Source organism: Lentzea sp. NPDC020367 (genome assembly GCF_044387305.1).
Classification (GTDB): domain Bacteria; phylum Actinomycetota; class Actinomycetes; order Mycobacteriales; family Pseudonocardiaceae; genus Lentzea.
Genome location: NZ_JBIRVV010000007.1, coordinates 394,965 through 418,096 on the forward strand (window position 1 = coordinate 394,965; position 23,132 = coordinate 418,096).

Annotated in this window: 27 protein-coding genes and 2 tRNA genes; 9 read left to right on the forward strand and 20 right to left on the reverse strand. The window is 69.1% G+C overall.

The window, feature by feature from the left end:
- Positions 1–375 precede the first annotated feature (375 nt).
- The gene (locus ACH413_RS30125; RefSeq protein ID WP_360042008.1) at positions 376–2,187 is read left to right on the forward strand and encodes a BTAD domain-containing putative transcriptional regulator; all 1,812 of its coding nucleotides are present in this window, start codon (positions 376–378) and stop codon (positions 2,185–2,187) included.
- Between the two features lie 45 nt (positions 2,188–2,232).
- Here ACH413_RS30125 and ACH413_RS30130 read toward each other — a convergent pair whose 3' ends face one another.
- Positions 2,233–2,937: an SDR family NAD(P)-dependent oxidoreductase gene (locus ACH413_RS30130; protein WP_360042005.1), complete on the reverse strand. Its 705-nt coding sequence runs from the start codon at positions 2,935–2,937 to the stop codon at positions 2,233–2,235.
- A gap of 109 nt (positions 2,938–3,046) precedes the next feature.
- Here ACH413_RS30130 and ACH413_RS30135 point away from each other — a divergent pair, with 109 nt between their 5' ends.
- The gene (locus ACH413_RS30135) at positions 3,047–3,604 is read left to right on the forward strand and encodes a TetR family transcriptional regulator (RefSeq protein ID WP_360042002.1); all 558 of its coding nucleotides are present in this window, start codon (positions 3,047–3,049) and stop codon (positions 3,602–3,604) included.
- Positions 3,605–3,627: 23 nt separating this feature from the next.
- Here ACH413_RS30135 and ACH413_RS30140 read toward each other — a convergent pair whose 3' ends face one another.
- The gene (locus tag ACH413_RS30140; RefSeq protein WP_360041999.1) at positions 3,628–4,059 is read right to left on the reverse strand and encodes a hypothetical protein; all 432 of its coding nucleotides are present in this window, start codon (positions 4,057–4,059) and stop codon (positions 3,628–3,630) included.
- A gap of 120 nt (positions 4,060–4,179) precedes the next feature.
- Positions 4,180–4,254: transfer RNA gene (locus ACH413_RS30145), tRNA-Ile, on the reverse strand.
- An 85-nt stretch (positions 4,255–4,339) separates the two neighbouring features.
- On the opposite strand from ACH413_RS30145, the gene ACH413_RS30150 reads away from it, so the two are divergent.
- The gene (locus ACH413_RS30150; RefSeq protein ID WP_360041996.1) at positions 4,340–4,801 is read left to right on the forward strand and encodes a GNAT family N-acetyltransferase; all 462 of its coding nucleotides are present in this window, start codon (positions 4,340–4,342) and stop codon (positions 4,799–4,801) included.
- On the opposite strand, the gene ACH413_RS30155 is transcribed toward ACH413_RS30150, so the two are convergent.
- Together ACH413_RS30155 and ACH413_RS30160 are read right to left on the reverse strand one after the other, a co-directional pair.
- A complete protein-coding gene (locus tag ACH413_RS30155; protein WP_360041994.1) occupies positions 4,756–5,613 on the reverse strand; it encodes an oxygenase MpaB family protein in 858 nt (285 codons plus the stop codon). The genes ACH413_RS30150 and ACH413_RS30155 overlap by 46 nt on opposite strands.
- A gap of 67 nt (positions 5,614–5,680) precedes the next feature.
- Positions 5,681–5,756: transfer RNA gene (locus ACH413_RS30160), tRNA-Asn, on the reverse strand.
- Between the two features lie 143 nt (positions 5,757–5,899).
- Here ACH413_RS30160 and ACH413_RS30165 point away from each other — a divergent pair.
- Complete coding sequence (locus tag ACH413_RS30165; RefSeq protein WP_360041991.1) at positions 5,900–6,181, forward strand: hypothetical protein; 282 nt, start codon at positions 5,900–5,902, stop codon at positions 6,179–6,181.
- 6 nt (positions 6,182–6,187) lie between these two features.
- Here the strand turns inward: ACH413_RS30165 and ACH413_RS30170 are convergent, their stop codons facing one another.
- From ACH413_RS30170 to dnaG, 3 genes are read right to left on the reverse strand one after another with little or no spacing between them, the layout of a single operon-like run.
- Positions 6,188–6,928, reverse strand: a complete 741-nt coding sequence (locus tag ACH413_RS30170; protein ID WP_360041988.1) for a trans-aconitate 2-methyltransferase — start codon at positions 6,926–6,928, stop codon at positions 6,188–6,190.
- A 24-nt stretch (positions 6,929–6,952) separates the two neighbouring features.
- On the reverse strand, positions 6,953–7,453 hold the full coding sequence (locus ACH413_RS30175; protein ID WP_360041985.1) for a hypothetical protein: 501 nt from the start codon (positions 7,451–7,453) through the stop codon (positions 6,953–6,955).
- Positions 7,453–9,342, reverse strand: coding sequence for a DNA primase (gene dnaG, locus ACH413_RS30180; RefSeq protein ID WP_360041982.1), 1,890 nt, complete (start codon positions 9,340–9,342; stop codon positions 7,453–7,455). Before dnaG ends, ACH413_RS30175 begins: the two co-directional genes overlap by 1 nt.
- 26 nt (positions 9,343–9,368) lie before the next feature.
- On the opposite strand from dnaG, the gene ACH413_RS30185 reads away from it, so the two are divergent.
- Positions 9,369–10,241, forward strand: a complete 873-nt coding sequence (locus tag ACH413_RS30185; RefSeq protein WP_396425381.1) for a sigma-70 family RNA polymerase sigma factor — start codon at positions 9,369–9,371, stop codon at positions 10,239–10,241.
- A 112-nt stretch (positions 10,242–10,353) separates the two neighbouring features.
- Positions 10,354–10,980 (forward strand): dioxygenase, encoded by a 627-nt coding sequence (locus tag ACH413_RS30190; RefSeq protein WP_360041976.1) that lies wholly within the window; start codon positions 10,354–10,356, stop codon positions 10,978–10,980.
- A gap of 3 nt (positions 10,981–10,983) precedes the next feature.
- On the opposite strand, the gene ACH413_RS30195 is transcribed toward ACH413_RS30190, so the two are convergent.
- Complete coding sequence (locus tag ACH413_RS30195; protein WP_360041973.1) at positions 10,984–11,796, reverse strand: class I SAM-dependent methyltransferase; 813 nt, start codon at positions 11,794–11,796, stop codon at positions 10,984–10,986.
- Between the two features lie 4 nt (positions 11,797–11,800).
- Positions 11,801–12,358: a carboxymuconolactone decarboxylase family protein gene (locus ACH413_RS30200; protein ID WP_360042469.1), complete on the reverse strand. Its 558-nt coding sequence runs from the start codon at positions 12,356–12,358 to the stop codon at positions 11,801–11,803.
- 85 nt (positions 12,359–12,443) lie between these two features.
- On the opposite strand from ACH413_RS30200, the gene ACH413_RS30205 reads away from it, so the two are divergent.
- Complete coding sequence (locus tag ACH413_RS30205) at positions 12,444–12,620, forward strand: hypothetical protein (RefSeq protein ID WP_157512840.1); 177 nt, start codon at positions 12,444–12,446, stop codon at positions 12,618–12,620.
- 160 nt (positions 12,621–12,780) lie between these two features.
- Here the strand turns inward: ACH413_RS30205 and ACH413_RS30210 are convergent, their stop codons facing one another.
- From ACH413_RS30210 to ACH413_RS30230, 5 genes are all read right to left on the reverse strand, one after another.
- Positions 12,781–13,299: a Scr1 family TA system antitoxin-like transcriptional regulator gene (locus tag ACH413_RS30210; protein ID WP_360041969.1), complete on the reverse strand. Its 519-nt coding sequence runs from the start codon at positions 13,297–13,299 to the stop codon at positions 12,781–12,783.
- Between the two features lie 78 nt (positions 13,300–13,377).
- Entirely contained in the window at positions 13,378–14,385 is a 1,008-nt protein-coding gene (locus tag ACH413_RS30215; RefSeq protein ID WP_360041966.1) for a serpin family protein, read from the reverse strand.
- Positions 14,382–15,389 carry a serpin family protein gene (locus ACH413_RS30220; RefSeq protein ID WP_360041963.1) on the reverse strand — a complete coding sequence of 336 codons (1,008 nt, stop codon included), beginning with the start codon at positions 15,387–15,389 and terminating at the stop codon, positions 14,382–14,384. Before ACH413_RS30220 ends, ACH413_RS30215 begins: the two co-directional genes overlap by 4 nt.
- Positions 15,390–15,433: 44 nt before the next feature.
- Positions 15,434–16,672, reverse strand: coding sequence for a deoxyguanosinetriphosphate triphosphohydrolase (locus ACH413_RS30225; protein ID WP_360041960.1), 1,239 nt, complete (start codon positions 16,670–16,672; stop codon positions 15,434–15,436).
- Positions 16,672–17,337: a YdcF family protein gene (locus ACH413_RS30230; protein ID WP_360041957.1), complete on the reverse strand. Its 666-nt coding sequence runs from the start codon at positions 17,335–17,337 to the stop codon at positions 16,672–16,674. The genes ACH413_RS30225 and ACH413_RS30230 overlap by 1 nt, the downstream gene beginning before the upstream one ends.
- Positions 17,338–17,397: 60 nt before the next feature.
- Between ACH413_RS30230 and ACH413_RS30235 the strand changes: the two genes are divergently transcribed.
- Both ACH413_RS30235 and ACH413_RS30240 read left to right on the forward strand, forming a co-directional pair.
- Positions 17,398–18,129 (forward strand): peptidase E, encoded by a 732-nt coding sequence (locus ACH413_RS30235; protein ID WP_360041954.1) that lies wholly within the window; start codon positions 17,398–17,400, stop codon positions 18,127–18,129.
- Positions 18,130–18,145: 16 nt separating this feature from the next.
- Positions 18,146–19,021, forward strand: a complete 876-nt coding sequence (locus tag ACH413_RS30240) for a serine hydrolase (RefSeq protein WP_360041951.1) — start codon at positions 18,146–18,148, stop codon at positions 19,019–19,021.
- Here ACH413_RS30240 and ACH413_RS30245 read toward each other — a convergent pair.
- The 5 genes from ACH413_RS30245 to ACH413_RS30265 form a co-directional block, all read right to left on the reverse strand.
- Positions 19,011–19,841: a hypothetical protein gene (locus ACH413_RS30245; protein ID WP_360041948.1), complete on the reverse strand. Its 831-nt coding sequence runs from the start codon at positions 19,839–19,841 to the stop codon at positions 19,011–19,013. The two genes, ACH413_RS30240 and ACH413_RS30245, sit on opposite strands and share 11 nt — an antisense overlap.
- 33 nt (positions 19,842–19,874) lie before the next feature.
- On the reverse strand, positions 19,875–20,378 hold the full coding sequence (locus tag ACH413_RS30250; protein WP_360041946.1) for a hypothetical protein: 504 nt from the start codon (positions 20,376–20,378) through the stop codon (positions 19,875–19,877).
- A gap of 23 nt (positions 20,379–20,401) precedes the next feature.
- Entirely contained in the window at positions 20,402–20,833 is a 432-nt protein-coding gene (locus ACH413_RS30255; RefSeq protein WP_360041943.1) for a hypothetical protein, read from the reverse strand.
- Positions 20,830–21,648, reverse strand: a complete 819-nt coding sequence (locus ACH413_RS30260) for a hypothetical protein (RefSeq protein WP_360041940.1) — start codon at positions 21,646–21,648, stop codon at positions 20,830–20,832. Before ACH413_RS30260 ends, ACH413_RS30255 begins: the two co-directional genes overlap by 4 nt.
- Before the next feature lie 91 nt (positions 21,649–21,739).
- Positions 21,740–23,125, reverse strand: coding sequence for a glycine--tRNA ligase (locus tag ACH413_RS30265; RefSeq protein ID WP_189159985.1), 1,386 nt, complete (start codon positions 23,123–23,125; stop codon positions 21,740–21,742).
- Between the last annotated feature and the right edge of the window lie 7 nt (positions 23,126–23,132).

The window sequence follows — 23,132 nt, forward strand, 5'->3', positions numbered from 1 at the left end:
GACTCTTCTAAAAGCGGACATCTCCCAAAGCCGGGATGAAACGGGCAGAGAGCAGCAGAATCACCCGACGGAGTGACGGAGAGTGATGGCTCGAGTTCGCCGAACAGCAGATATGACGTTGAGTCAGCAGTGCCCGCACCTGCCGGCCATCCCAGCGCACCGAACTGTCGAGCCGGACACGCCAACCGACGCGTCACCCTGTGACCTGTGACACAAGCACTCTCTTGGGGTGACTACTAAAGTCGCTCACATTGGCTCAGGTGGATGTGGGGGCTTCCGACCGGTCAGACATCGTGAAAAAGCGGAATCTCTCCGCGCGGTCACCTGTTCCCCGAATACTCCGACTGCCACGCCGCACTTTGGGGGGAAATCGGAATGCACGTGAACTTGCTCGGCCCATTACAGGTTCAACGCTTCGGAGTCGAGATAGAGATCTCGGCGGCGAAACAGCGCGCGGTGCTCGCGGCGCTCAGCCTCAACGCGGGTCAGGTGGTGCCCACCTACCAGTTGGTCGACGAGCTGTGGGAGGACGAGCCGCCCGCCAGCGCCACCCGGACCGTCCAGACCTACGTCTACCACCTGCGCAAGCTGCTCTCGCTCGGCGACGGGCAGGACGGCGACCTGAGCCGCAGCGCCCTGCTCACCCGCACCGGCGGCTACGAGCTGCGGCTAGGTTCCGGGGCGGCGCTCGACATCATCCGGTTCGAGACGCTGGTCGGCACCGCCAGGACCGAGTTCGACCACGAGCGGTTCGCGGAGGCCGCGCACTCCCTCAAAGCCGCGCTGGACCTCTGGCGCGGTCCCGCGTTCGCGGGAGTGGAGATGGGACCGATGCTGTCCTCGGTCGCCGTTCGCCTCGGCCAGTCCCGCAAGAGCGCGATCGAGCTCCGCGTCGACACCGATCTGCGGCTCGGGCGGCACCACCAGCTCATCGACGAGCTGTACGGGCTGACCAGGCACGAGCCGACCCACGAAGCGTTCTCCGCCAAGCTGATGCTCGCCCTGCACCGCAGCGGCCGCCGGGCCGAGGCGCTGGAGGTCTTCCACCGCCTGCGCGCCCAGCTCGACCAGGAGTTCGGGGTGGCACCGTCCGCGAGCGTGCAGCGCGTGCTTCAGGAGGTGCTGCAGGACGAGCCGATCGACGTCCCCCGGCAGCGGGAGGCCGTCCCGGCCCGGCGCACCGAGTTGCCCGAGCCGCCCGCGCTGGTCGGCCGCGGCCGCGAACTGGCCGGGCTGCGCGAGGTTCTCACGAGACCGAACCACGGCGGCCTGCGCGTGATCGAGATCGTCGGTGCGCCGGGAGTGGGCACCAGCGCGATCGCGCTCAGGGCCGCGCACGATCTCCGCGACCACTTCCCCGGCGGCGTGGTCGTGATCGACCTGGCCGGGACCGACCAGCAGCCGGACTCCGGGGCGGCGCTGATCCGCGACCGGCTGCACCGGGCGGGCGTGCCGATGCCGGCCGTCGCCGACCTCGACGAGGTGGGCAGGCGCTTCAGAGCGTGGAGTGCGCACGGGCGGACACTCGTGATCGTCGATCACGCGTCTTCCGTCTCCGTGCTGGGCGCCCTGCGTCCCGGCGGCCAGGACAACGCCATGATCGTCGTCAGCAGACTCTGCCTGCCCGGCGCGGTGGGCAACCTGCTGTTCGAGCTCGGCCCGCTGCCCCGCGAGGAGGGGGTGCGCCTGCTCGCCGCGCTGTCCGGCGAGCACCGCGTGCGCCGCGAGCCGGAAGCCGCCGGGCAGATCGCGGACCTCTGCGAGGGCGTGCCACTGGCGTTGTGCGGCGTGGCCCGTTGGCTGGCCTGCCACCCGTCCTGGCCGCTGGGCCGCGCGGTCCGCGAACTGGAGGCCGACCCACGACGGCTGACCGGACTGTGGCTGGAGGGACGCACGTTCGAGGACAGCGTGCGCTCCCGTCTCCGCGACGTGCCGACGGACAGCGAGACCGCCCTGACCACGCTCGCCGCCGCCCCGGCCCGGCGCCTGTGCACGGGCGGCCTCAGCACCGTGCTCGGCTGGGCACCCGCACGCAGCGAGACCGCGTTGCACGGCCTGACCAACGCGAACCTCGTCGACGAACTCCCCACCGGAGCGTTCCGGATCCGGCGACTAGTGGCGCACGCGCTGCACACCGTCGCGCGCCCCTCCCCGTTGAAGCACCTCGGGGTCCCGCAACAGGTCTAGCCGGCACGTCAGGCCGTCAGCGCCGACCGCCTGACCTGCTCCGCGTTAGCTGAGGACGTTGAACACCTCCTCCGCGCGGTCCCGCTTCACGAACATCTGCCACGCGGTCTCGGCGATGTCGTCCGGGTTGAGCGTGTGCCCGGCCAGACCCCCGAACTGCTCAGGACTGGCTTCCACCAGCTTGTGGATGTCGCCGCGTTCGATCACACCGCCGATGGTGAGCGTGCCCGCGTACGCACCCTTGTCCGCGAGCGCCGCGTTGAGCGTCACGGCGTAGTTGCGCAGCGCGGCCGACGACAACGCAAGAGCGCCAAGGATCGGCAGCGGCACCACCGAGCTCAGCCCACCGGCCAGCAGCACGCCACCACCGCGCTCGACCACACCCGGCAGAACGTGCTCGACGACGTCGATCGCCGGGTAGACCATGTCCATCGCGGCGCGCGTCTCGTCGGACGTCGTCTTGGTGATCTCGCCGGGCATGGTCTCCATGTTCGCGGCGGCCGGCCCGTAGTAGACGACGTCCACCGGCCCGATCTCGTCCAAAGTGGACAGAAGCCGCGCGCGATCGCTCACGTCGACGGCGACCGCTCGCGCTGTCACGCCGGCGTCGGCCAACTCGGCGAGGTAGCCGGCATGCCGCGCGCTGCTGCGCGAGATCAGCACCACGTCGTAGCCCTCGCGACCGAACCGGTGCGCGATGGACATGCCGAGCCCGGGACCGACCCCGAGCACAACTGCGGTGGGAGACATGGGTTTCGTCCTTCCGAACGCTAATTCGAGGCTACCCTCGACTTACCGGACCGACGCTACCACAAAACTTGAGGGCACCCTCGACTTAGCCGCCGAGTAGGATCCGCCCATGGTCACCGCGTCGAAGCCCCTGCGTGCGGACGCGGCACGCAACCGGGAGAAGCTGCTGGCAGCGGCCACACAGCTGTTCTCGGAACGCGGCCTCGACGTCCCGATGGAACACATCGCGCGCCGCGCGGAAGTCAGCATCGGCACGCTCTACAAGCACTTCCCGACCCGCGAGGACCTCGTCGCGGCGATCTTCCCCGAGCGCCTGGCCGCCCTGGACGTCATCAGCGAGAAGGCACTGGCGGACCAGGACCCGTGGCACGCGTTCGTCGTCTACCTGGAAGACGTCTACGCCCTGCAGGCAGAAGACCGCGGACTCAACGACATCCTGGCCCGCGACCTCCCGAACGCCCCGGAAGTCGTGTCAGCCTGTCACCGCGGCGCCGGCCACTCGGAGATCCTGATCATGCGCGCCATCGAGAGCGGCACCCTGCGCGCCGACTACACGATCACGGACATGGCGACCCTGACCAGGGCCATGGCCCAGGTGATCCGGGATTCTCCCGGCGAGTGGCGCCGCTTCCTGTCGATCTACGTCGAAGGCCTGCGCGCCCCGTAGTCCGTGGGGCATCAAAGCGTTCCTCAGTAGTCCAGCTCGAAGTCACGGTGGTCGTCGGGGTCGACGGTCGCGACGAGCTTGTTCCCCGGCTTCAGCTCGGGGTCGTACCTGGTGTCGTGCTCGATCACGAACTCGGGCACGTCCGGACCCTTGATCAGCAGCCGGACGCGGACCGTGGGGTCCTCGCTGATCGGCTCCACGGACAGGACCACGGCGGTCGCGGGCAGACCCACCTCGTCCAGGCGCAGCAGCCGCCGCTTGGCGCGCGTGGTGCCGCGCCACACGGCGATGCCCAGCGGCAGCAGCACCACGGTGAGCACGATGCCGACAGTGCCACCGTCGTTGGCCGCGTAGACGATCGGCCCGGTGACCATCAACGCCACGGCGAAGAGGCGCGGGATCACGTTGTTGCCCCGGTTGGCCCCGCTTACTTCGACGAACCCGTCTTCCGCCATTCCGGCACTGTAAGCGGGTCGCGGGGTGCCGTGGGCCGGGTTGGCGCGAGTGCTGCCGAAAACCGGAAGAGGCGATCAAGTCTGGATCTTCGAGGAGCCCATTTGCGCTGGTAGTTCTAGTGGGGAAGGTGGGGCTCGAACCCACGACCTGACGGATTATGAGTCCGCTGCTCTGACCAACTGAGCTACTTCCCCCCGCTCACGCTGCGTCGTGGAGGATACCGATCACGCCGAACGGCCCTTGCGCACCCCCGTGGCGAGCGACACATAGGCTGGACACGTGCGTTTGACCCTCCGCGACTTCACCCCGGCGGACGAGCCGGAGGTGCTGGCGCTGTTCGCCGACTGCGACGACTGGTTTCAGGCTGCCACGGGCCATCCTTCTGGACCCGGTGATGTGCAAAGTCTCTTCTACGCGTTGCCGGAGGGTGCCGCGTTCGAGCAGAAGCACCTGCTGGTCGCGCAGGCCCAGGGCATGATCGGGTTCGTGGACCTCGTGGTGGACCACCCCGCGCCCGGTCACGCCGACATCAGGTTCTTCCTGGTGCCCAAGGACCTGCGCAGGTGGGGCATCGGCAGGGAGATGGCGAAGGCACTGACCGAGCGCTTTCCGGAAGTCACGCGCGTGCAGGTGAGGCTCGACGACTTCAAGCCCGGCAACGAGTTCCTGAAGGCCATGGGCTTCGTGCTCAACGGTCAGCGGGCGGTGCTGGAGCTCGCGCCCAGGTCCGACGGCCGGTAGCCGCGCGGGTAGCCCGGATAGGTGCGGTTGGGGGTGCTCGTGAGCTTGAAACCCTTCCGCACCGGCATCTGGCGCACCACGAACGCCCTCAGGCGCAACGCCCGGCGTCCCACGGCGCCGACCCACGACGGTGGCGCGGTGAAGCCGAACGCGCGCACCATCGCCGGGTCCAGCATCGCGACCACGGCCCGTGCGACCACTGGGCGCGCCACGGACGGGTACCAGGAGCAGAACAGGTCGAGCGTGTACTGGCCGATGCGGCGGTTCGACGGCGCGAACACGAAGTGCTTCTGCTCGTAGGCCGTCTTGAACGCCAGGAACTCGTCGTAGCCGGCCGGGATGTCCCGGATTCCCATGCGGGCGCCGACCGCGCGGTAGAAGTGGAAGCCCGCCAGCCGTTCGTTGTGCGTCAGCGGGCGCCAGCCGTAGCGCTGAAGCCAGTCGATCGGGTCGTAGATGAACGTCGACAGCACGTAGCGCATGTCGTCGTTCGAGATGTCATAACGGCCGTGCTGGCGGTTGACCACGCGCAGCGCCTCACGTCCGCGCGGGGAGTCGTAGCCGTGCTCCACGAGTTCGGCCATCAGGATCGCGGTGTCGTCGTAGCGCTTCTGCGGCCGCCGCGCGAACTCGCCGGTGCGTTCCAGCAGACCGGAGATCGTCGGGACGCAGTACGTGCGGAACAGCGCCATCTCCAGGGACTTCTGGTAGTCCCACGGGAACTCCAGGCCGGCCGAGATCCGCATGATCTCCTCGTGGTCGGCGACCGGGTCCAGCGAGGAGATGCGACGAAGATTCGCGTAGCGGGCCATGCACCCCAAGCTGGAGCAAACCCGTACAAAGCAAAAGACCCCAGTCGGTGGACTAGGGTCTAGGCGATGGCTCCCCCAACTGGACTCGAACCAGTAACCCTGCGATTAACAGTCGCATGCTCTGCCAATTGAGCTATGGGGGAATGTTCGGTTGTTCTAGCTTGTCAGGCTTGGTTCCTCCTGACAGTGGGTAACTCTACATGAGTCGCGAAAGGGGTTTTGCAGGCACCCCCCACTTGGCGGCAGCACAGGTCTTGACCAGGCACGATGCGAGAGGAGACGTCACATGAAGGGCATCTTGGTCGGCGCGGCGATCGGCTACGTGCTCGGCGCGAAGGCCGGGCGGGAGCGTTACGACCAGATCGTGCGCCTCTGGCACCGCTTCACCGCGAACCCGACGGTGCGCAAGACGGCGGCACAGGCGAAGGACAAGGCGTTCGAAGCCGCAGTTCAGGCCAAGGATCTGGCCGCGGACGCCGCTGGAAAGGCAGCGGAGAAGGCTCCGTGGCGCCACCAGGAGGAGACCAACGGCAAGGTCGCCACTCCGCCGGTGACGCCGCGACCGTGACAGGCCTCACACCTGCGCGACCGCGAAGATCCGCCTGAACGGGAACCAAGTGGTGCCGTCGGCTCGCTGCGGGTACGCCTCACGCAGCCGCGGCGCCAGTTCCGCGACGTACGCCTCCCAGTCCGTTGAGGACAGTGCCGCGCGCACGGGCCGCAACGCCGTGCCAGTCACCCATTCGAGCACCGGGTCCGGACCGGTGAGCCGCTGCACGTAGGTGGTCTCCCAGACGTCCGCGACAGTGCAGTCGCCGAGCAGGTCCGCGTACTCCACGGGGGCCAGAACCGGTTTCTCCGCACGGAAAACGTGCGCCAGCGACTCCCCCGCAACCTCACGGATCAGCCGGTGCGACGCGTCCGCGTAGTTGCCGGGGACCTGGAACGCGAGCCACGCGCCGGCAGGCAGCGCCTCGACCCATTTAGACACGATCGAGGGATGTGACGCGACCCACTGCAGGACCGCGTTCGACACCACGACATCGGTGTCCGGCAACGGCTCCCACGTCGTCACGTCGTCCACGCGGGCATCGACACCCGCAGCCCGGGCCGCCTCGACCATCTCCGGCGACGAGTCGAACGCCTCGATCACGGCCGAAGGCCACCGCGAGGACAGCGACACGGTCAGATTGCCGGGCCCGCAGCCCACGTCCACCACGCGACGAGGCTCCGAAGCCTGTACGCGCGCCACAAGTTCGTAGAACGGCCTCGCACGGTGATCGGCGAAGGCCAGGTACTGCGCCGGATCCCACATACGGCTAACAGTACACGCGTACTGCTAGCGCGCCAGTCCCTCGGAGAACACCGCCACGGCCGAACGCACGGCGTCGAGGTCCACGCCGGCATCCCCGCGGGCCTGCCACACGACACCGTCCCGGCCGGGGACCTTGCGCTGCAGGATCCACACACCGGGCGACTCGACGCGCTCGCGCACCCGGATCGACCCCTCGACGCGCTGGCTGATCGCCCGCAGCACCCGGCGCGGGTCGTCCAGCGCGAACCGTTGCGCGGGAAGGTCTTCCAGCAGCACCACGGCACCCTCGGTGGAGGCCTCGACGGCCTCGACGACCCGCAGCGCGCCCTCCCACTTCACCTTGCTGACCAGGTGCCAGCCGATCCGCCGCGGCGACTCCCCCGGCACCCACAGCCCGAGCGACGTCACCACGACGTGCCCGCCGGTCTGCACGGGCGCGTGCGCGATCACGGTCTCGTCGCGCTCCAGCTCACCGGTGAACCCGTCCGGCGCGCCGTCGCCGAACACCCGTCGGAACAACCCCACTACAGCACTCCCGCACTCTGCTGCAGGAGCGCCTTGCGGTACTCCTCCAGCGCCACCAGGTCGCCCCACAGCGCCCGGTACTCGTCGGCGTCCTTGATCGGGGACAGCCGCCGCAACCGCGACTTCACGTCCTCGACCTGCTTGCCGACCTGCACCTCCTGCAACCGCGCGATCACCATCGACACGTAGCGGAACTCGTCGTTCTGCTTGACCGCCAACGGTTCCACCGCGAGCTCGGTCATCACGGACCGCACCGAGGCGTGCGAACACGCCTGCGAGATCGCCTCCAGGTACGCGGAACCCTCCAGCCCGCAGGACGCGCCACCGGCCTCGCGGATCGCCCGGTGCAGCGCCACGTACGCCGGATCCGTGAACGACTCGTCCGGCAGCGAGTCGTACAACGGCCCCGCGTACTCGGGCAGCCGCAGTGCGATCTTGAGCACCTCGCGTTCGGGCACCAGGCGAGGGTCGCGCGGGTTCGGCCTGGCCGGGCCGTCGACCTCCACGCCCAGCGCGATCTGGTTCGGGTCGACGCGCGCGGCGGGGACGGCGGGCGTCTTGCCGCCGGAGACCTGACGGACCCGGCGCACGACCATCGCCTCGTCGTCCCAGCCCACCCACCAGGCGAGCCGCGTCGCGTAGCCGTCGCGCTTGGCCCTGTCCTTGATCTGGGCGACGAACGGCACCATCTTCTTGAGCGCCTCGACACGGCCGTCCACCGAGTCGAGGTCGTAGGACCTGAGCTGGGCCTTGATCGCGAACTCGATCAACGGGATGCGCCGCGCCACCAGGTCGCGCACCGCCACGTCGCCCTTGGCCTGCCGCAGCTCGCACGGGTCCATGCCGTCCGGAGCGACCGCGATGTAGGTCTGCGCGGAGAACTGCTGCTCCCCCTCGAACGCCTTCAGCGCGGCCTTCTGACCGGCCTCGTCACCGTCGAAGGTGAAGATGACCTCGCCGTTCACGTCGTCGTCGATCAGCAGCCTGCGCAGCACGTTCATGTGGTCGGTGCCGAACGCGGTGCCGCACGACGCGACGGCCGTCGGCACGCCGGCCAGGTGCATCGCCATCACGTCGGTGTAGCCCTCGACGATGACGGCCTGCTTGCGCTTCGCGATCTCCCGCTTGGCCTGGTCGAGCCCGAACAGCACGTGCGACTTCTTGTAGATCATCGACTCGCTGGTGTTGAGGTACTTCGCCTGGATCGGGTCGTCGTCGAAGATCCGCCGCGCACCGAACCCGACGACGTCGCCGCTGATCTCCTTGATGGGCCACAGCAGCCGCCGGTGGAACCGGTCGATCGGCCCCTGCTTGCCCTCCTTGACGAGCTGCGACTTGATCAGCTCCTGGAGCTCGAAACCACGCCCCAACAGGTGTTTGGTGAGCTTGTCCCAGCCGCCGGGCGCGAAGCCGCAGCCGAACTGGCGGGCCGCTGCCTCGTCGAACCCGCGCTCGGCCAGGAACTCCCGCGCCGCCTGCGCCTCGGGCGTCTTGAGCTGCTCCGCGTAGTACTCGGCGGCCACCTTGTGCGCCTCGATGAGCCTGCCGCGCGTGCCCCGGTCGCGCTGGATCGTGGCGCCGCCGCCCTCGTAGGTGAGGTGGATGCCCGCCCGGTCCGCGAGCCGCTCCACCGCCTCCACGAACGACAGGTGCTCGACCTTCATCACGAAGGCGATCACGTCGCCGCCCTCGCCGCAGCCGAAGCAGTGGAACGTGCCGTGCGACGGGCGCACGTTGAACGACGGCGACTTCTCGTCGTGGAAGGGGCACAACCCCTTGAGCGCGCCCCCACCCGCTCGCTTCAGCGAAACCTGGTCACCGACGACCTCGTCGATCCGGCTGCGCTCACGCACCAATGCGATGTCGCTTTCCCTGATGCGTCCTGCCACACGGCTGAGTCTAATCCCCTGGCAAACTGCCAACTGTGACCACCGCTGACGTCTTCGGACTCCATCGGACGCACCTCATCGGCGTCGCCTACCGGCTGACCGGCAGTCTCGCCGACGCCGAGGACGCCGTGCAGGAGGCGTGGCCGCGGTTCGCGAAGGCCGAGGGTGTGCAGGACGCGCGCGGCTGGCTCACGACCGTGGTGAGCCGCATCTGCCTCGACCGGCTGCGGTCCGCCGCCGTGCGCCGCGAGACGTACGTCGGCTCGTGGCTGCCGGAGCCGTTGCTGACGACCGGCGCGGAGGACGACCCGCTGGAGAGCGTGGTGCGCTCCGACGGCGTGCGGATGGCGGCGCTGGTGCTGCTCGACCGGCTCACCCCGGACCAGCGGGTGGCGTTCGTGCTGCACGACGCGTTCTCGTTGCCGTTCACCGAGATCGCCGAGGTGTTGCAGGTCTCGGAGGCCTCCGCGCGCCAGCACGCGTCCCGTGCCCGCAAGGCCGTCGCGGACGCCGAACCGCCGCCCCGCGCGGCGCTGGCCGAGCAGCAGGAGGTGCTGGAGAAGTTCCTGCGGGCCATGGCGAACGGGGACCTCGACGCCGTGCTCGCGCTGCTGCACCCGGACGCCGTGATGATCGGCGACGGCGGTGGCAAGGTGCGCACCGCGGTCCAGACGGTCACCGGCGCGGACAAGGTGGCGCGCTTCTTCTTCGGCCTCATCCGCAAGTACGGCTTCCCGGAGGAGCACCGGCCGGTGTTCGTCAACGGCGAACTCGGCTTCGCGATGCCGGCGTACGGCGACGTGACGGCGCGTGTGACGTCGTTCACGGTGCACGAGGGCAAGGTCGTGGCCGTCTACGACATCGCGAACCCGGACAAGCTCGCCCACGTCGCGTTCTGACGGGGTTTTGGTCTGGACCGTAACTGGAGCCGGGATCGTTTCGTCGCTAACGTCCTGTCCGCTGGTCCAGCCCAAGCCCCCTGCCGCGGGTTGCAACCACCGGAGTTCGAACATGCCCGAACAGGACAACCCCTCACGCCGGGCGTTCCTGGCGACCGGTGCGGCCGCAGTGGTCGCACTGACCGCCGCCGGCACCACCACGGCGCGCAGCGCGCCTCTCCCCCTGACCCCGACCTGCGTCGATGACGACGACACCCCGTCGAACATCGAGGGTCCCTACTTCAAGCGGAACTCCCCGCAGCGCACGAACCTGCGCACGCCCGGCGTCACCGGGATCGTGCTCAGCATCACCGGGTTCGTCTACACGATGAAGTGCGCGCCGATTCCCAACGCACTGCTGGACTTCTGGCAGGCGGACGACCGCGGTGTGTACGACAACACCACGTTCAAGATGCGCGGCCACCAGTTCAGCAACGCCTCCGGCGCGTACGTGCTGGAGACGATCGTGCCGAAGGACTATCCCGGCCGCACCCCGCACATCCACGTCAAGGTGCAGGCGCGGGGCGGCCCGATCCTCACCACGCAGCTGTTCTTCCCGGACAACCTCAGGGCGTACGGGATGAACGTGGCCTACCTGAACCGGCGCGACGCCTACCTCGACCGCGAGTGCGAGGTCGAGCTCGGTCCGCTCGTCGGCAACCGCTACACCGCCAAGTTCGACTTCGTCATCGACAACTGATCCCTACCACCGCAGTCGCAGCAGCTTCCCGACGTCGCGGAGCTTCGGGATCGCGCTGACGACCTTCATCTGGATCCTGCCGGACCTGGGCAACGCGTCCAGGTGCGGCAGGTCCACGCTGCGCCAGGCGTCCACTGTGGTCAGTCCGGGACACAGGGCCTCGATCTCGCTCGGATCGTCGACACCCCAGTGCAAGGTCGCGCCGGCGTTGCGCACGGCCGGCACGAGCTTCTGCAGCTTGATCCCCCACGAGCCGTAGACGTCGAACAGCAGCTCACCGCCGGCGAACCGGCTGGTGATCCGGCTGATCAACGCATGGCCCTCCGCCTGCGTGAGGTACATCGAGAGGCCCTCGAACACCGCGACGACCGGACGGTCGGCGGGCACCTCGGCGAGCCACGCGTCCTCGGTCACCGACGACGCCACCAGCCGGTAGTCGCCTTGGGGCGTGGGCAAGAGCTTGTGCCGCAACGCGACGACGTCCGGCATGTCGACGTCGATCCACCGCACGGTGTCCGGCCGTTCGATCCGATGCGCGCGAGTGTCCAGCCCACAGGCCAGATGCAGGACCGTGCAGGACGGATTGGCGCGGAGGAACTCGCGGGTCCAGTCGTCGAGCACCCGCCCGCGGATGGCGACGCCGACCGCCGACGTCGTGTTCATCCCGGTCTTGCCGAAGTCGTAGTCGATGCGGTCGACAGCGCGTTTGGCCTCGTCGTCGTGCAGCACGGACGCGGGGCGCTCGCTGTCGAGCGCCCGGCCGTACAGAGTGGCGAGCATGGTCTCCTGCGCACCCGTCAGGGCGATCTTCTCCACCGCTCTAGTTTGTCGGTACGCGGCAGGCGTCACCACTGGTGAAGCCCTGGTCCCTGATGTCGAACGCGCTGTTGAACCGGGCGCGCTGGTTCTCCAGCGCGATCTGGTAGGTCAGCGCGATGAGTTCCTTGCGCCCCAGCAGCTTCTCCAGCTCCGCCACCTGCTCGTCGGTGACCGCGACGGGCGTGTCGGTCATCGCGTCGGCGTAGGCGAGCGCCTTGCGTTCGAGGTCGGTGAACAGCGGCGAGGTGGCGTACTCGTCGATGTGCTTGAGGCGTTCGATGTCGAGACCGCCGTGCTTCATCAGCATCGCGCCGAAGTCCACGCACCACGAGCAGCCGAGCTTCACCGCCGTCCGGTAGACGCAGAGCTCGAACAACGGCCCGTGGATCGCCTTCTTGACCGCCAGCTCGTGCCGGCCGCTCGCCATCAGCAGTTTCGGGTGGTGCGCCATCACCGTGACGGGCTCCGGCACCGCCCCGAACTCCCGCCGCGCGAACCAGTACACGGCCTTGAGCAGCGGGCCGGCGTCCTTCTTCATGATTCCCTTGATCCTCGTCATGCCCTGTGGACGAGGCAGCTCGCCGGAACGTGACAACACCTTTGGGTGACTGGGTTGCGAGGCGGCCAGCTCATAGGGTCCATCCATGAGCAACGACTTCGTGCTGGACATCGACCACGAGTCGGCCGGCCTGCTCGCGGGAACATTGCTGGCAGGCGACTCGTGTGCGGTTCCGGTGCGACACCAGAACGTCAAACTGCTGCTGTGCGCGCTGCCCGGTGAGGACGGCATGCGGCTGTTCCTGCGCCGCAACACGCCCTAGGGCCTGTATCGAAGTCTGGGTCGATGAGAGTCGCGCTTGAGGTGGTTCCTGGCGGTGCGGCCGAAGGGCCCGCATACCGGTGTTGTATGTGGGCCCTTCGGCCGTGCCGCCAGGGGCCGCCTCGGGCCCGGCTATCGCGGACCAGACTTCGATACAGGCCCTAGCGGTCGTAGACGGCCACGTACTCCATCAGCACGTCACGCGACCGCTCGTTGTCGAGAGCGACGGCGTGCATGCGCTGAAAGATGGCCACGGCCCGTTCCACCGTCGCGGCGTCACTGGCGAGCGTCCAGTTCGCGAGGTAGACCAGCGGCGGCTCGTGCTCGTACTGGATGAGCGCGTAGTCGAGCCCGACCGCCGCCGCCCCGCCCGCGCTGGCCGGCACGATCCGGATCGACGGCGCGTGGAACAGCAGGTGCAGGACCTGGTCCTCCATCAGCCGGTTGCCGCCGACCACGGTCTGCAGCGCGTACTCGTGGATGAAGAACACGCACTGCGGCAACACGCCGTCGCGCTGCAGCTCCGGCGTCGGCGCGAGGCCCAGTGCCCTGGCCAGGGCCTTCGCGTAGCACTCGGTTCTGAGCAGGACGGGAATGGTGACGCCGCTGAAGCAGGTGATTTGCGTGGCGCCCGCCGCGGCGAGCACGACGAGCTGCTCGCCGGCACCGTGCTGGGTCATGCGTGGAACGGTAAAGCCATGATCATGATCTCGCCGCGCGAAACGCTCGCCATCAGGGCGAATGGGCCCCGAAAGTGGTCACGGACGGGCGACCTGCGCGAGGAAGTAGAGCGCACCGGACCGCGCGTGCCGGACGGCGACCAGGAACGGCCGGTCGACCCGCACGACGATCGGGTCCTGCGGCGCTCTCGACCGCCCGCCCCTGGTCATCCGCACGGCGGTCGCGGCCGCACCCTCCAGGCCTTGTTCGTCCAGGCGCAGCACGGCCTCGTGGATCACGTCGCTCACGAACAACGGGTCCGGCGAGAGGCCGCTGAGATCGGCGCTCGGCGAGAACATCGTGCCCACACCCAGCTGTTCCAGGGTCTCCCGCAGCTCGAACTTCTCCCGTACGTCCACTTTGGGCAGTGACAGTTCGACGGCGGTGCTGTCGCGCACGTCGAACGCCGACGGCGGCAGCGGCTGCTCCAGCGACTCGTCCGGCAGCAGCACCAGCGCCTCCACCGCGGGCCTGGCGGGCAGCGCGATGGTCTGCCAGCCCTCGGTCCTGGAGTAGCCGAACTCGGCCGTCGCCGTCATCGTCGGCACCTCGACGTCGCCGCCGGGTGCGTGGAACGGCCTCGGTTCCGTCAGGTGGGCCTGGAACGCGGTCGTCCAGCCGACCTTGAGGTAGAGGGCGTTCACGATGATCGCCCCGTCGTACGGACCGGACGGAGGCGGCAGCAGTGCGGGAATCAGGCCGCGGGTCGTCTCGGCGACGTCGGCGTTGACGCGCTTGCGCACGGTCTTCGCATCGGAGAAGTCCGCCCGCCGCACCGAGGACGTCAGGGGGAAGTCCGGGTTCAGCGGCAGGCCGTCGTCCGCCCACAGCGTGTTCGCGACGGCCAGGTTCCGGACGCCGAGCGCGGCCTTCGGGTCGAACCCGCCGACCAGCAGGGCGAGTTCGTCCCGGGTCCTGCCCCGAGCGGCCTCCCGGACCAGTGCGAGCGCACTCGCGACGGAGAACGGCGACCAGCAGGCGTTCGATTCGGCATCGGGCACGGCGACGCGGTGCAGGTCCAGCGCGAAGGTGGTCTGATCGGTCACGGACGGGCGACCTGCGCGAGGAAGTAGATCGCCTTCGAGCGGGCGTGCCGCACCGCGACCAGGAACGGCCGGTCGACCGTCACCACGACCGGGTCCACCGGGATCTCGATCGACACCGTCCGGAACGTGACGGCGGTGGCCGCCGCGCCCTCGAGGCCCTGCTCGTCCAGGCGCAGCACGGCCTCGTGCACAACGTCGTCGACGAACATCCGCTCGTCCGGTGAGAGGCCGGAGAAGTCGGCGTCGCGCGTGAACATGCGCTCGACTCCGAGCTGCCGCAACGTGTTCTTGAGGTTGAACCTCGCCCGTACGTCCACTTTGGGCAGTGAGAGTTCGAGCCGGGTGAAGTCCTGCGCGGCGAGCACGGACGGGCTCAGCGGCTGGTCCAGCGACTCGTCCGGCAGCAGGATCACCGCCTCGACGCCGGAGTCCGCGGGCAGCACGATCGTCTGCCAGCCGTCGTGGCGGGCGTAGCGGAACTTCTCGGTCACCTTCATCGTCGGCACGTCCACGTCGCCGCCGGGCGCGTGGAACGGCTGCGCGGCGGTCTCCCAGTCGGAGAACGGGTTCAGCCAGCCGACCTTGAGGTACAGGGCGTTGACGATGATCGCGGCGGCGTCCGCGGGCGGCGCGTCCGCCAGCAGTTCGGGGATCAGGCCGCGGGTGGTCTCGGCGACGTCGGTGTTGACGAGCTTGCGGACCGTCGCGGGGTCGGAGAACGCCGTGCGCCGCACCGAACCGGCGAGCGAGAAGTCCGGGTTGATCGTCAGGTCGTCGTCGGCCCACAGCGTGTTCGCGACGGCCAGTTCGGGGACGTCGAGCGCGTCGGAGGCGTCGAAGTCGCCCAGGAGCCCGCCGATCTCGGCGCGGGTCTCGCTGCCGGCGGCCTCACGGGCCAGTGCGAGGGCGCTGGCCACCGAGAACGGCGACCAACAGGCGTTCGAGGACGGATCGGGTACGGCGACGCGGTGCAGGTTGAGGGCGAAGTCGGCCTGGTCGGTCACGGAATCTCCCCGAGGATCGGACTTCGGCACGGATCCCTTCGAACCTACGCCGATGCGCGGTGCCAGGCCACGGCCTGCGCGTCGGTGAGCAGCGCGACCTGGTCGATGACGACGCGAAGCCTTGCGGGGTAAGAGGAAGCGGCCGCGAACACCGGGCGGAACGCGGGGTCGAGCAGCGTCGGGCGCTCCATCAGGCGGGCGACGAGGTCGGTGATCAGGTCGCGCTGCTTCGCCTGCATGGCCAGGCGCGCCGGGTCGCTCATCACGTACCGGACGGCCATCGCCTTGAGCAGCGCCACCTCCGCCGCGACCTGCTTCGGGACCTCCAGCGCGGCGTTGTACCTCGTCAGCGCCCCGTCGCCGTGCACGGCGCGGGTCGCGGTGACGGCGGCGGAGGCGAAGCGGCCGACCAGTTCGCTGGTGAGGTTCTTCAACGCGACCTGCGCGCCGAGCGAGCCGTCGTACTCGCGGTCGGTCCAGTACGCGATCACCGGCAGCGTCAGCAGGTCCTCGGCGGTGGCTTCGAGCGTGGCCACGGACTCGTCGGAGAACGTCTTCGCGGCGAGTGACGCGATGGCGCCGCGTTCGTCGGGACGGGCCAGCGCGCCGAGGCTGATGCGGTGGGCCAGCACGCCGTCCTCGACGTCGTGCACCGAGTACGCCACGTCGTCGGACCAGTCCATCACCTGCGCCTCGATGCACCGCTCACGGTCCGGAGCGCCCGCACGCATCCATTCGAACACTTCGAGGTCGTCGTCGTACGCGCCGAACTTCACGATGCCCGGCGTGCGCGTCCACGGGTACTTCGTCGACGCGTCGAGCACGGCCCGTGTGAGGTTCAGTCCGTGCGCGGTCTTGGGTTCGAGGCGGGCGAGGATGCGGAACGTCTGCGCGTTGCCCTCGAACCCGCCGCACGGGCCCGCGAGCTCGTTCAACGCCCTCTCGCCGTTGTGTCCGAACGGCGGATGACCGATGTCGTGCGCGAGGCCGGCCGTGTCGACGATGTCGGGGTCGCAGCCCAGCTCCTCGCCGATGCCGCGGCCGATCTGCGCGACCTCCAGCGAGTGCGTCAGGCGCGTGCGCGGCACACCGGTGACCTCGGAACCCTCACCGGGGCCGACGACCTGGGTCTTGCCGGCGAGCCTGCGCAACGCCGCGGAGTGCAGCACACGGGCCCGGTCACGGGAGAACGGCGTGCGGGTGTCGGTGCGGGCGCCCGGCAGCGCGGCGCTCTTGGGGTCTTCGGAGAGCAGGCGCTCCGCGTCGTGGCCGGTGTATCCCATCAGCCGATTTTAGGGAGCTTGAGCTCGTCGAACACGCCCGCGTGAGCCTTCATCAGGCGGTAGTACAGCAAGGCTCCGGTCTCGCGCTTGATGTAGAACCACTGCGTCTCACGTGTCTGCACGTTCGGACCGCTGCGGGTCGGCGACGTCCAGGCGTGCAGACCGGCGTCCTCGGCCATCGTGCGGGCGCGCAGCGAGTGCCACGGGTCGCTGACGATCACGGCGGTCTTCAGGTCGCGTTCCTTGGCGACGGACGCGACGGCCCGCAGCGACCCGAGCGTGTCCGCTCCCTCGCCGACCTGGAGCACCCTGTCCTCCGGCACACCCCGCTTGACCAGCCACAACTTGCCGACCTGGCCCTCGGTGAAGTTGTCACCCGGCTGCCTGCCGCCGGTCGTGGCGATGTAGCCGACGACGCCCTCCTGGTAGAGGCCGAGCGCGTGCTCGAGGCGTGCCGCGAGCACGTCGGACGGGACGCCGTTGTACTGCGCGGCACCGAGGACGATCGCCATGTCGGCCTTCGTCCAGTCGTCGACGCGGGCGACCTGCCACACGCGGAACGCCGTGCCGCCGCCCACGAGCACGCCGATGACCAGCGCCCCGAACACGAGGCGCAACACGATCCGGCGAATCCGGGCGAAGGGCTTGAGGGGCGTGGTCCGCACACCATGCATGCTCCCAGACCGCGCGGGTGCCGCGTTGACGCCCCTGCGAGGATCATCGTCATGCCTGCTGAGCAGCCCACCATCCTCGCCACGTCCGGAGGTCTGCGCTCAGGGCGCCGGACCTTCGTCGAGTTCAACAAGCTGATCCACTTCGCCCTCGACCTCTCCGGCGTCGACGGCCGCACACCGCGCCTGTGCCACGTCGGCACCGCGGGCGGCGATCAGCGGAACATGAACGCGAACATGGCCGAGGCGGGCAGGGTCGCGGGCGTCGACGTGTCGATCCTGAACCTCTTCACGATGCCGCCGACCGACGACCTCGAGGACTACGTGCTGTCCCACGACGTCGTCTGGGTGGGCGGCGGCTCGGTGGCGAACCTCCTCGCGGTGTGGGAGGTGCACGGCCTCGGCGCGGTCTTCCGCAAGGCGTGGGAGGCGGGCGTGGTGCTCAGCGGCGTGTCCGCGGGCTCGATCTGCTGGCACACCGGCGGCGCGACGGACTCGTTCGGCCCGGACCTCCGGATCGTCACGAACGGCCTGGGCTTCCTGCCCTACGGCAACGGCGTGCACTACGACTCCGAGGAGCAGCGCCGCCCGAAGATCCACGACGCGGTGGCCGCCGGAGTGCTGCCGACGACGTACTGCACCGACGACGGCGTCGGCCTGCTCTACCGGGGCACCGAGCTCGTCGAGGCGGTGACGGAACGGCAGGGTTCCGGCGCATACGTGGTGGTCAGGGAGGATTCTTCAGCAACCGCACAGGAGGAAAAGCTCGACACCAGGCTCCTGTGAGACGGACCTTGGAAGTGTGCGCTGGGCTCTGATCCTCTTCCTCGTGGCGGCCGTGTTCGTCGTCCCGGAGGCTGCGCCGTGCCAAGCGCACGGGAAGCCGTCAGCTGATATATCGCGCGGCCCCGATGTATTGGACACCGGTGACGGCTCGCTGGATCCCGGCGACGCCGATATATCGGATACCGGCTCATCATCGTCGGCAATATCCGATATATCAGCGGCTGACATATCGGATATCGCGGCTGCGGGCGGCGCGTCCGACGTCGGCGTCGCGGTGCTGGACCTCCAGACGGACCAGCTCGTCTCGGAGCAGGGCGACAAGCCGTTCTACTCGGCGTCGCTGGCGAAGCTCATCCTCGCGTTCGACGCGTTGCACCAGCAGCTGCAGGCCGGCGACGTCGACCTCATCGACCGGGCGCTGAGCGCGAGCGACGACAACGCCATGGACGTGCTGTGGACCAGGTTCGACGGCATGGACGCCATCGGCCGCGTCGCCGCCGAAGCGGGCCTGACCGGCACCCACGCCCCGGACGACCCGTCGCAGTGGGGAGAGGTCGTCATCACCGCGAACGACATGGTGCGGCTCTACCAGCACATCCTCGACTCGCCGGAACGCGACGCGATCGTCGGCGCGCTGTCGAAGGCGCCCGCCACCGCCGCCGACGGCTTCGACCAGGCGTTCGGGCTGCTCGGCGTCACCGGCGCCTACGCCAAGCAGGGCTGGATGTACTACCTGCCGAGCGAGGTCTACCTGCACAGCGCGGGCGTGCTCGACGACCGCTACGCCGTCGCCGTGCTCACCACGAACCCGACCGGTTCCTGGACCACGGCGAGGCAGTCGATCAACGCCGTCACCACGGCCGTCCTCGCGAAGCTGGGCGTCAAGAGCTGACCTTCCTGACCCGCGGCTCCCGCCACGGCCGGTCCCACTCACCGGTGAACTCGCGCACCACGAGGATCGCGATCACCAGCAGCACGACCGCGCCGAAGACCAGCGCGCCGAACAACGCCCCCGCGACGCCCGCGCCGGAGGCGAACTCGGAGACGGCGAAACCCGAAGCGGCGAGGACGATGACGTAGTTGCCGACGTTGCGGCGCCGCGCGGAGTAGACGTCCGTCACCCGCGTCAGACTCACCCCGAGCACGACCGGGCTGAGTGTCACCAGCAGACCGACCGTCAGCAGCACGGGCCGGTACATCGGCGTCACGAGCGCCACCGTCATCGCGGACACCGCCAGGGCGAGCCCGACGGTGACGAGCACGGTCCCGAGCACCCTGATCCGCTGCACCGGAACCCCCTCACCGGAATCCGGCACGAGCGGCCCGAAGGCGTCGACGACGATCTTGTGCACCGCGTAGCTCCGCCACAGGACCAACGTGAGCGCCCCCAGTGCCGGCACCGAGAGCACCAGCAGGACCACGACCGCGAAGTCCCCCGGCCTCCCCACGGGCTCGGCGCTGAACGCGAACCCGTAGAACAGGTAGAAGATCGCCATGGCGGTGCCTTCCAGCACCACGAACACGTGCCGCAGCCGGGCGGCGGTCTCCGCGTCGGTGAGACGCATCGCCACCACGCCGCCCGCCACCGCGCACGCGCACACCAGCCCGCCGCTCACGGCCGTGGCCAGGAGCACCTGAGGGTTCCCCACCTCGGTCAACGCGGCGAACAACACCACCCAGGCGAGGAGCACCACCCCCACCGCAGCCTGCACGCGCCCCCTGCCCCGCTCCCCCGTCATGTCCTTCTACACGCGCAAACGTCCCAGGATGTTGCCCGCGGCGAAGAACGCGACTCCTCCCAGCACAAGCACCAATGCCAGCAACGCCAGGTAGACGGCCGACCCCGCGCCGAACGGCACGTCGCCGCGCAGCGTCATCACCTCGGCGAACCAGGCCCCCAGCACGCAGAAGATCGCCGCGCCCCACCACACCCCGAGCAGGCGACGGACCAGCCGTGAGCCGTTCACGTCGACGTACCCGTCGCGAACGCACGAACGGGCGCTCAGCACGCTCACCCCCGACAACATCGCGCAGAACGCGGCGATCCCCGCCGTCATCACGCCGATCACGTTGAGGGGGCTGCGGGCCGTCGGCAGGTTCAGCCCCACCGCGACCAGCACGATGCCGAGCACCAGTGCCGCACCGGCAACCGGCAGTCCCGTCAGCGCGAGACGTGCCCTGGCCCGTTCCACGCGGTCCGCGGGGACCGGAACCCACTGAGGTGGCTCACCCCGGCCGACGACGATCATCGGCCGAGCGTGCCACGGCACCGTCACCTCGGCAGTTCAGGCAGGTCCAGGCCCCGCGACTTGATGCCCTGCTCCGCCTGGTGCAGGACGTAGGAGGTCCCCAGCACCGACGCCAGCACCGCGACGGTGAAGACCACCGAGCTCAGACTGGTCAGCAGCCCGGTCTTCTCCGGGTAGTCCGTGTACAGCGTCAGCAGGGCCGTGGTGCCCGCGACGACGTTGACCAGCATCCAGACGCGCAACGGTTTCACTGCGAGAAGCGCTTCGGACGTCCTCGCCAGGACGAGTCCCGCCCCCAAGCCGCCGGCCACCGACACGACACCCTCGGCGGCGATGAAGGTACGGGCGACGTCGAACAGCGGAAGGGTCATCCCCGCCACGAACGCCGCGAGCGCCATCCCCGGCGACGCGGCGACGAGCACGACGCCGAACTGCCTGATCTGCTGCGGGCTCATCGGGCCACCTGCCCGTCCGGCCGCAGCACGCCGTACCGGCCGAGGAAGCGGGCGAGTTCGACGCCGGCCACGACGACGGCGAACAGCGCGGCGATGAGCTGGACCGCGAACAGGACGGCACCGATCACCGACGAGGCGAACATGCCGTACACGACCGGCCACGCCATCACCAAGGAGAACATCGCGACCACGAACAGCACGGTCACCAGCACACGACTCCGATGACCGGCGCGCAGATCGCGCACCCTGATCAGCACCACACCGGACGCGACCACGCAGCCGGCCGCCATCACCCCGAACAGCAGAACGCCCGAAACCGAGGTCGCCACGAGCCCTACGGCGAACAGACCACCGAGCACGGCGACGCGCCTGCCCCACGTGTGCAGGTCGCGGACGTCCACGGACTGGTCGAGCTCATCGGGTGTGAGCACCGGCTCGATCACCTTGGTAGCCAGTACCGTCAGCAGCACCGACCCGAAGGCGATCACGCCGTTGGCCACCGCGGAGACGGTGACCGGCACTGCCGGGTGCCCTACGTAGTGATCCCGCACGGAGAACCCCGCGATCGCGGCCAGCACCAGCGAGGCGCCGAACGGGAGACCGAGGCGCTTGAGCACCTGGTACCGCGACGACCGCAAGAAGACCAGGCCCGTCCAGCACGGCCCGAGCGCCACCGCCGCCACGCCCACCCACACCTGCACGGAGGCGTAGCCGGTCACCGGAACGGTCAGCGCCACCACGACCATCCCGGCCAGCAGCGCGACCCCCGCACCGACGAGCAGGGCGCCGCTCTGTCTCAGTCGTTGATCCCCCATGCATCCCACACGCACGAGGGCGCCGAGTTGTTGCCTTCAAAAACGAATTCGGGCCCGGTGCGCGCACCGGGCCCGAATCACGTTCAGCGGATCAGCAGCCGACGAGGCGCGCCGCGAGGTACGACTCCAGCTGGTCCATCGCCACGCGCTCCTGCGACATCGTGTCGCGCTCCCGCACCGTCACGGCGAGGTCGGTGAGCGTGTCGAAGTCGACCGTCACGCAGAACGGCGTGCCGATCTCGTCCTGACGGCGGTAGCGGCGGCCGATGGCACCGGCGTCGTCGAAGTCGACGTTCCAGTTGCGGCGCAGGGCCGTCGCGAGGTCGCGGGCCTTGGGCGACAGGTCCGCGTTGCGCGACAACGGAAGCACGGCGACCTTGACCGGCGCCAACCGCCTGTCGAGCTTCAGCACGACGCGCTTGTCCACGCCGCCCTTGGCGTTCGGGGCCTCGTCCTCGGTGTAGGCCTCCAGCAGGAACGCCATCATCGGGCGGCCGACACCGGCGGCGGGTTCGATGACGAACGGCTTGAAGCGCGAGTTCGTGGCCTGGTCGAAGTACGACAGGTCGACGCCCGAGTGGTTCGAGTGCGTCGTCAGGTCGAAGTCGGTGCGGTTCGCGATGCCTTCGAGCTCACCCCACTCCTGGCCGCCGAACTGGAAGCGGTACTCGACGTCGACGGTGCGCTTCGAGTAGTGCGACAGCTTTTCCTTCGGGTGCTCGTAGTGACGCAGGTTCTCCTTGGAGATGCCCAGGTCCGTGTACCAGCGGGTGCGCTCGTCGATCCAGTACTGGTGCCACTCTTCGTCCGTGCCCGGCTCGACGAAGAACTCCATCTCCATCTGCTCGAACTCGCGGGTGCGGAAGATGAAGTTGCCCGGCGTGATCTCGTTGCGGAACGACTTGCCGATCTGACCGATGCCGAACGGCGGCTTCTTGCGCGACGTCGTCTGCACGTTCAGGAAGTTCGTGAAGATGCCCTGCGCGGTCTCGGGGCGCAGGTAGTGCAGGCCCTCCTCGGTCTCGATCGGACCGAGGTGCGTCTTGAGCAGGCCGTTGAACATCTTCGGCTCGGTGTAGGTGCCTCGCACGCCGCAGTTGGGGCACGGCACGTCGGAGACGTCGCCCTCGGCGACCTCCTTGCCGGTGCGCTCCGCGTACTCCTCGGACAGCGTGTCCGCGCGGAACCGCTTGTGGCACGACTCGCACTCGACGAGCGGGTCGACGAACGCCTCGACGTGACCGGAGGCGACCCACACGTCACGCGGCAGGATCACCGACGAGTCCAGGCCCACGACGTCCTCGCGGCCGCGGACCATGAAGTTCCACCACTGGCGCTTGATGTTGTCCTTGAGCTCCACGCCGAGAGGTCCGTAGTCCCATGCCGAGCGGGTACCGCCGTAGATCTCCCCGCACGGGTAGACGAACCCCCTGCGCTTGCAGAGGCTGACAACGGTCTCGATGCGATCGGCGGGCAAGGGGAAC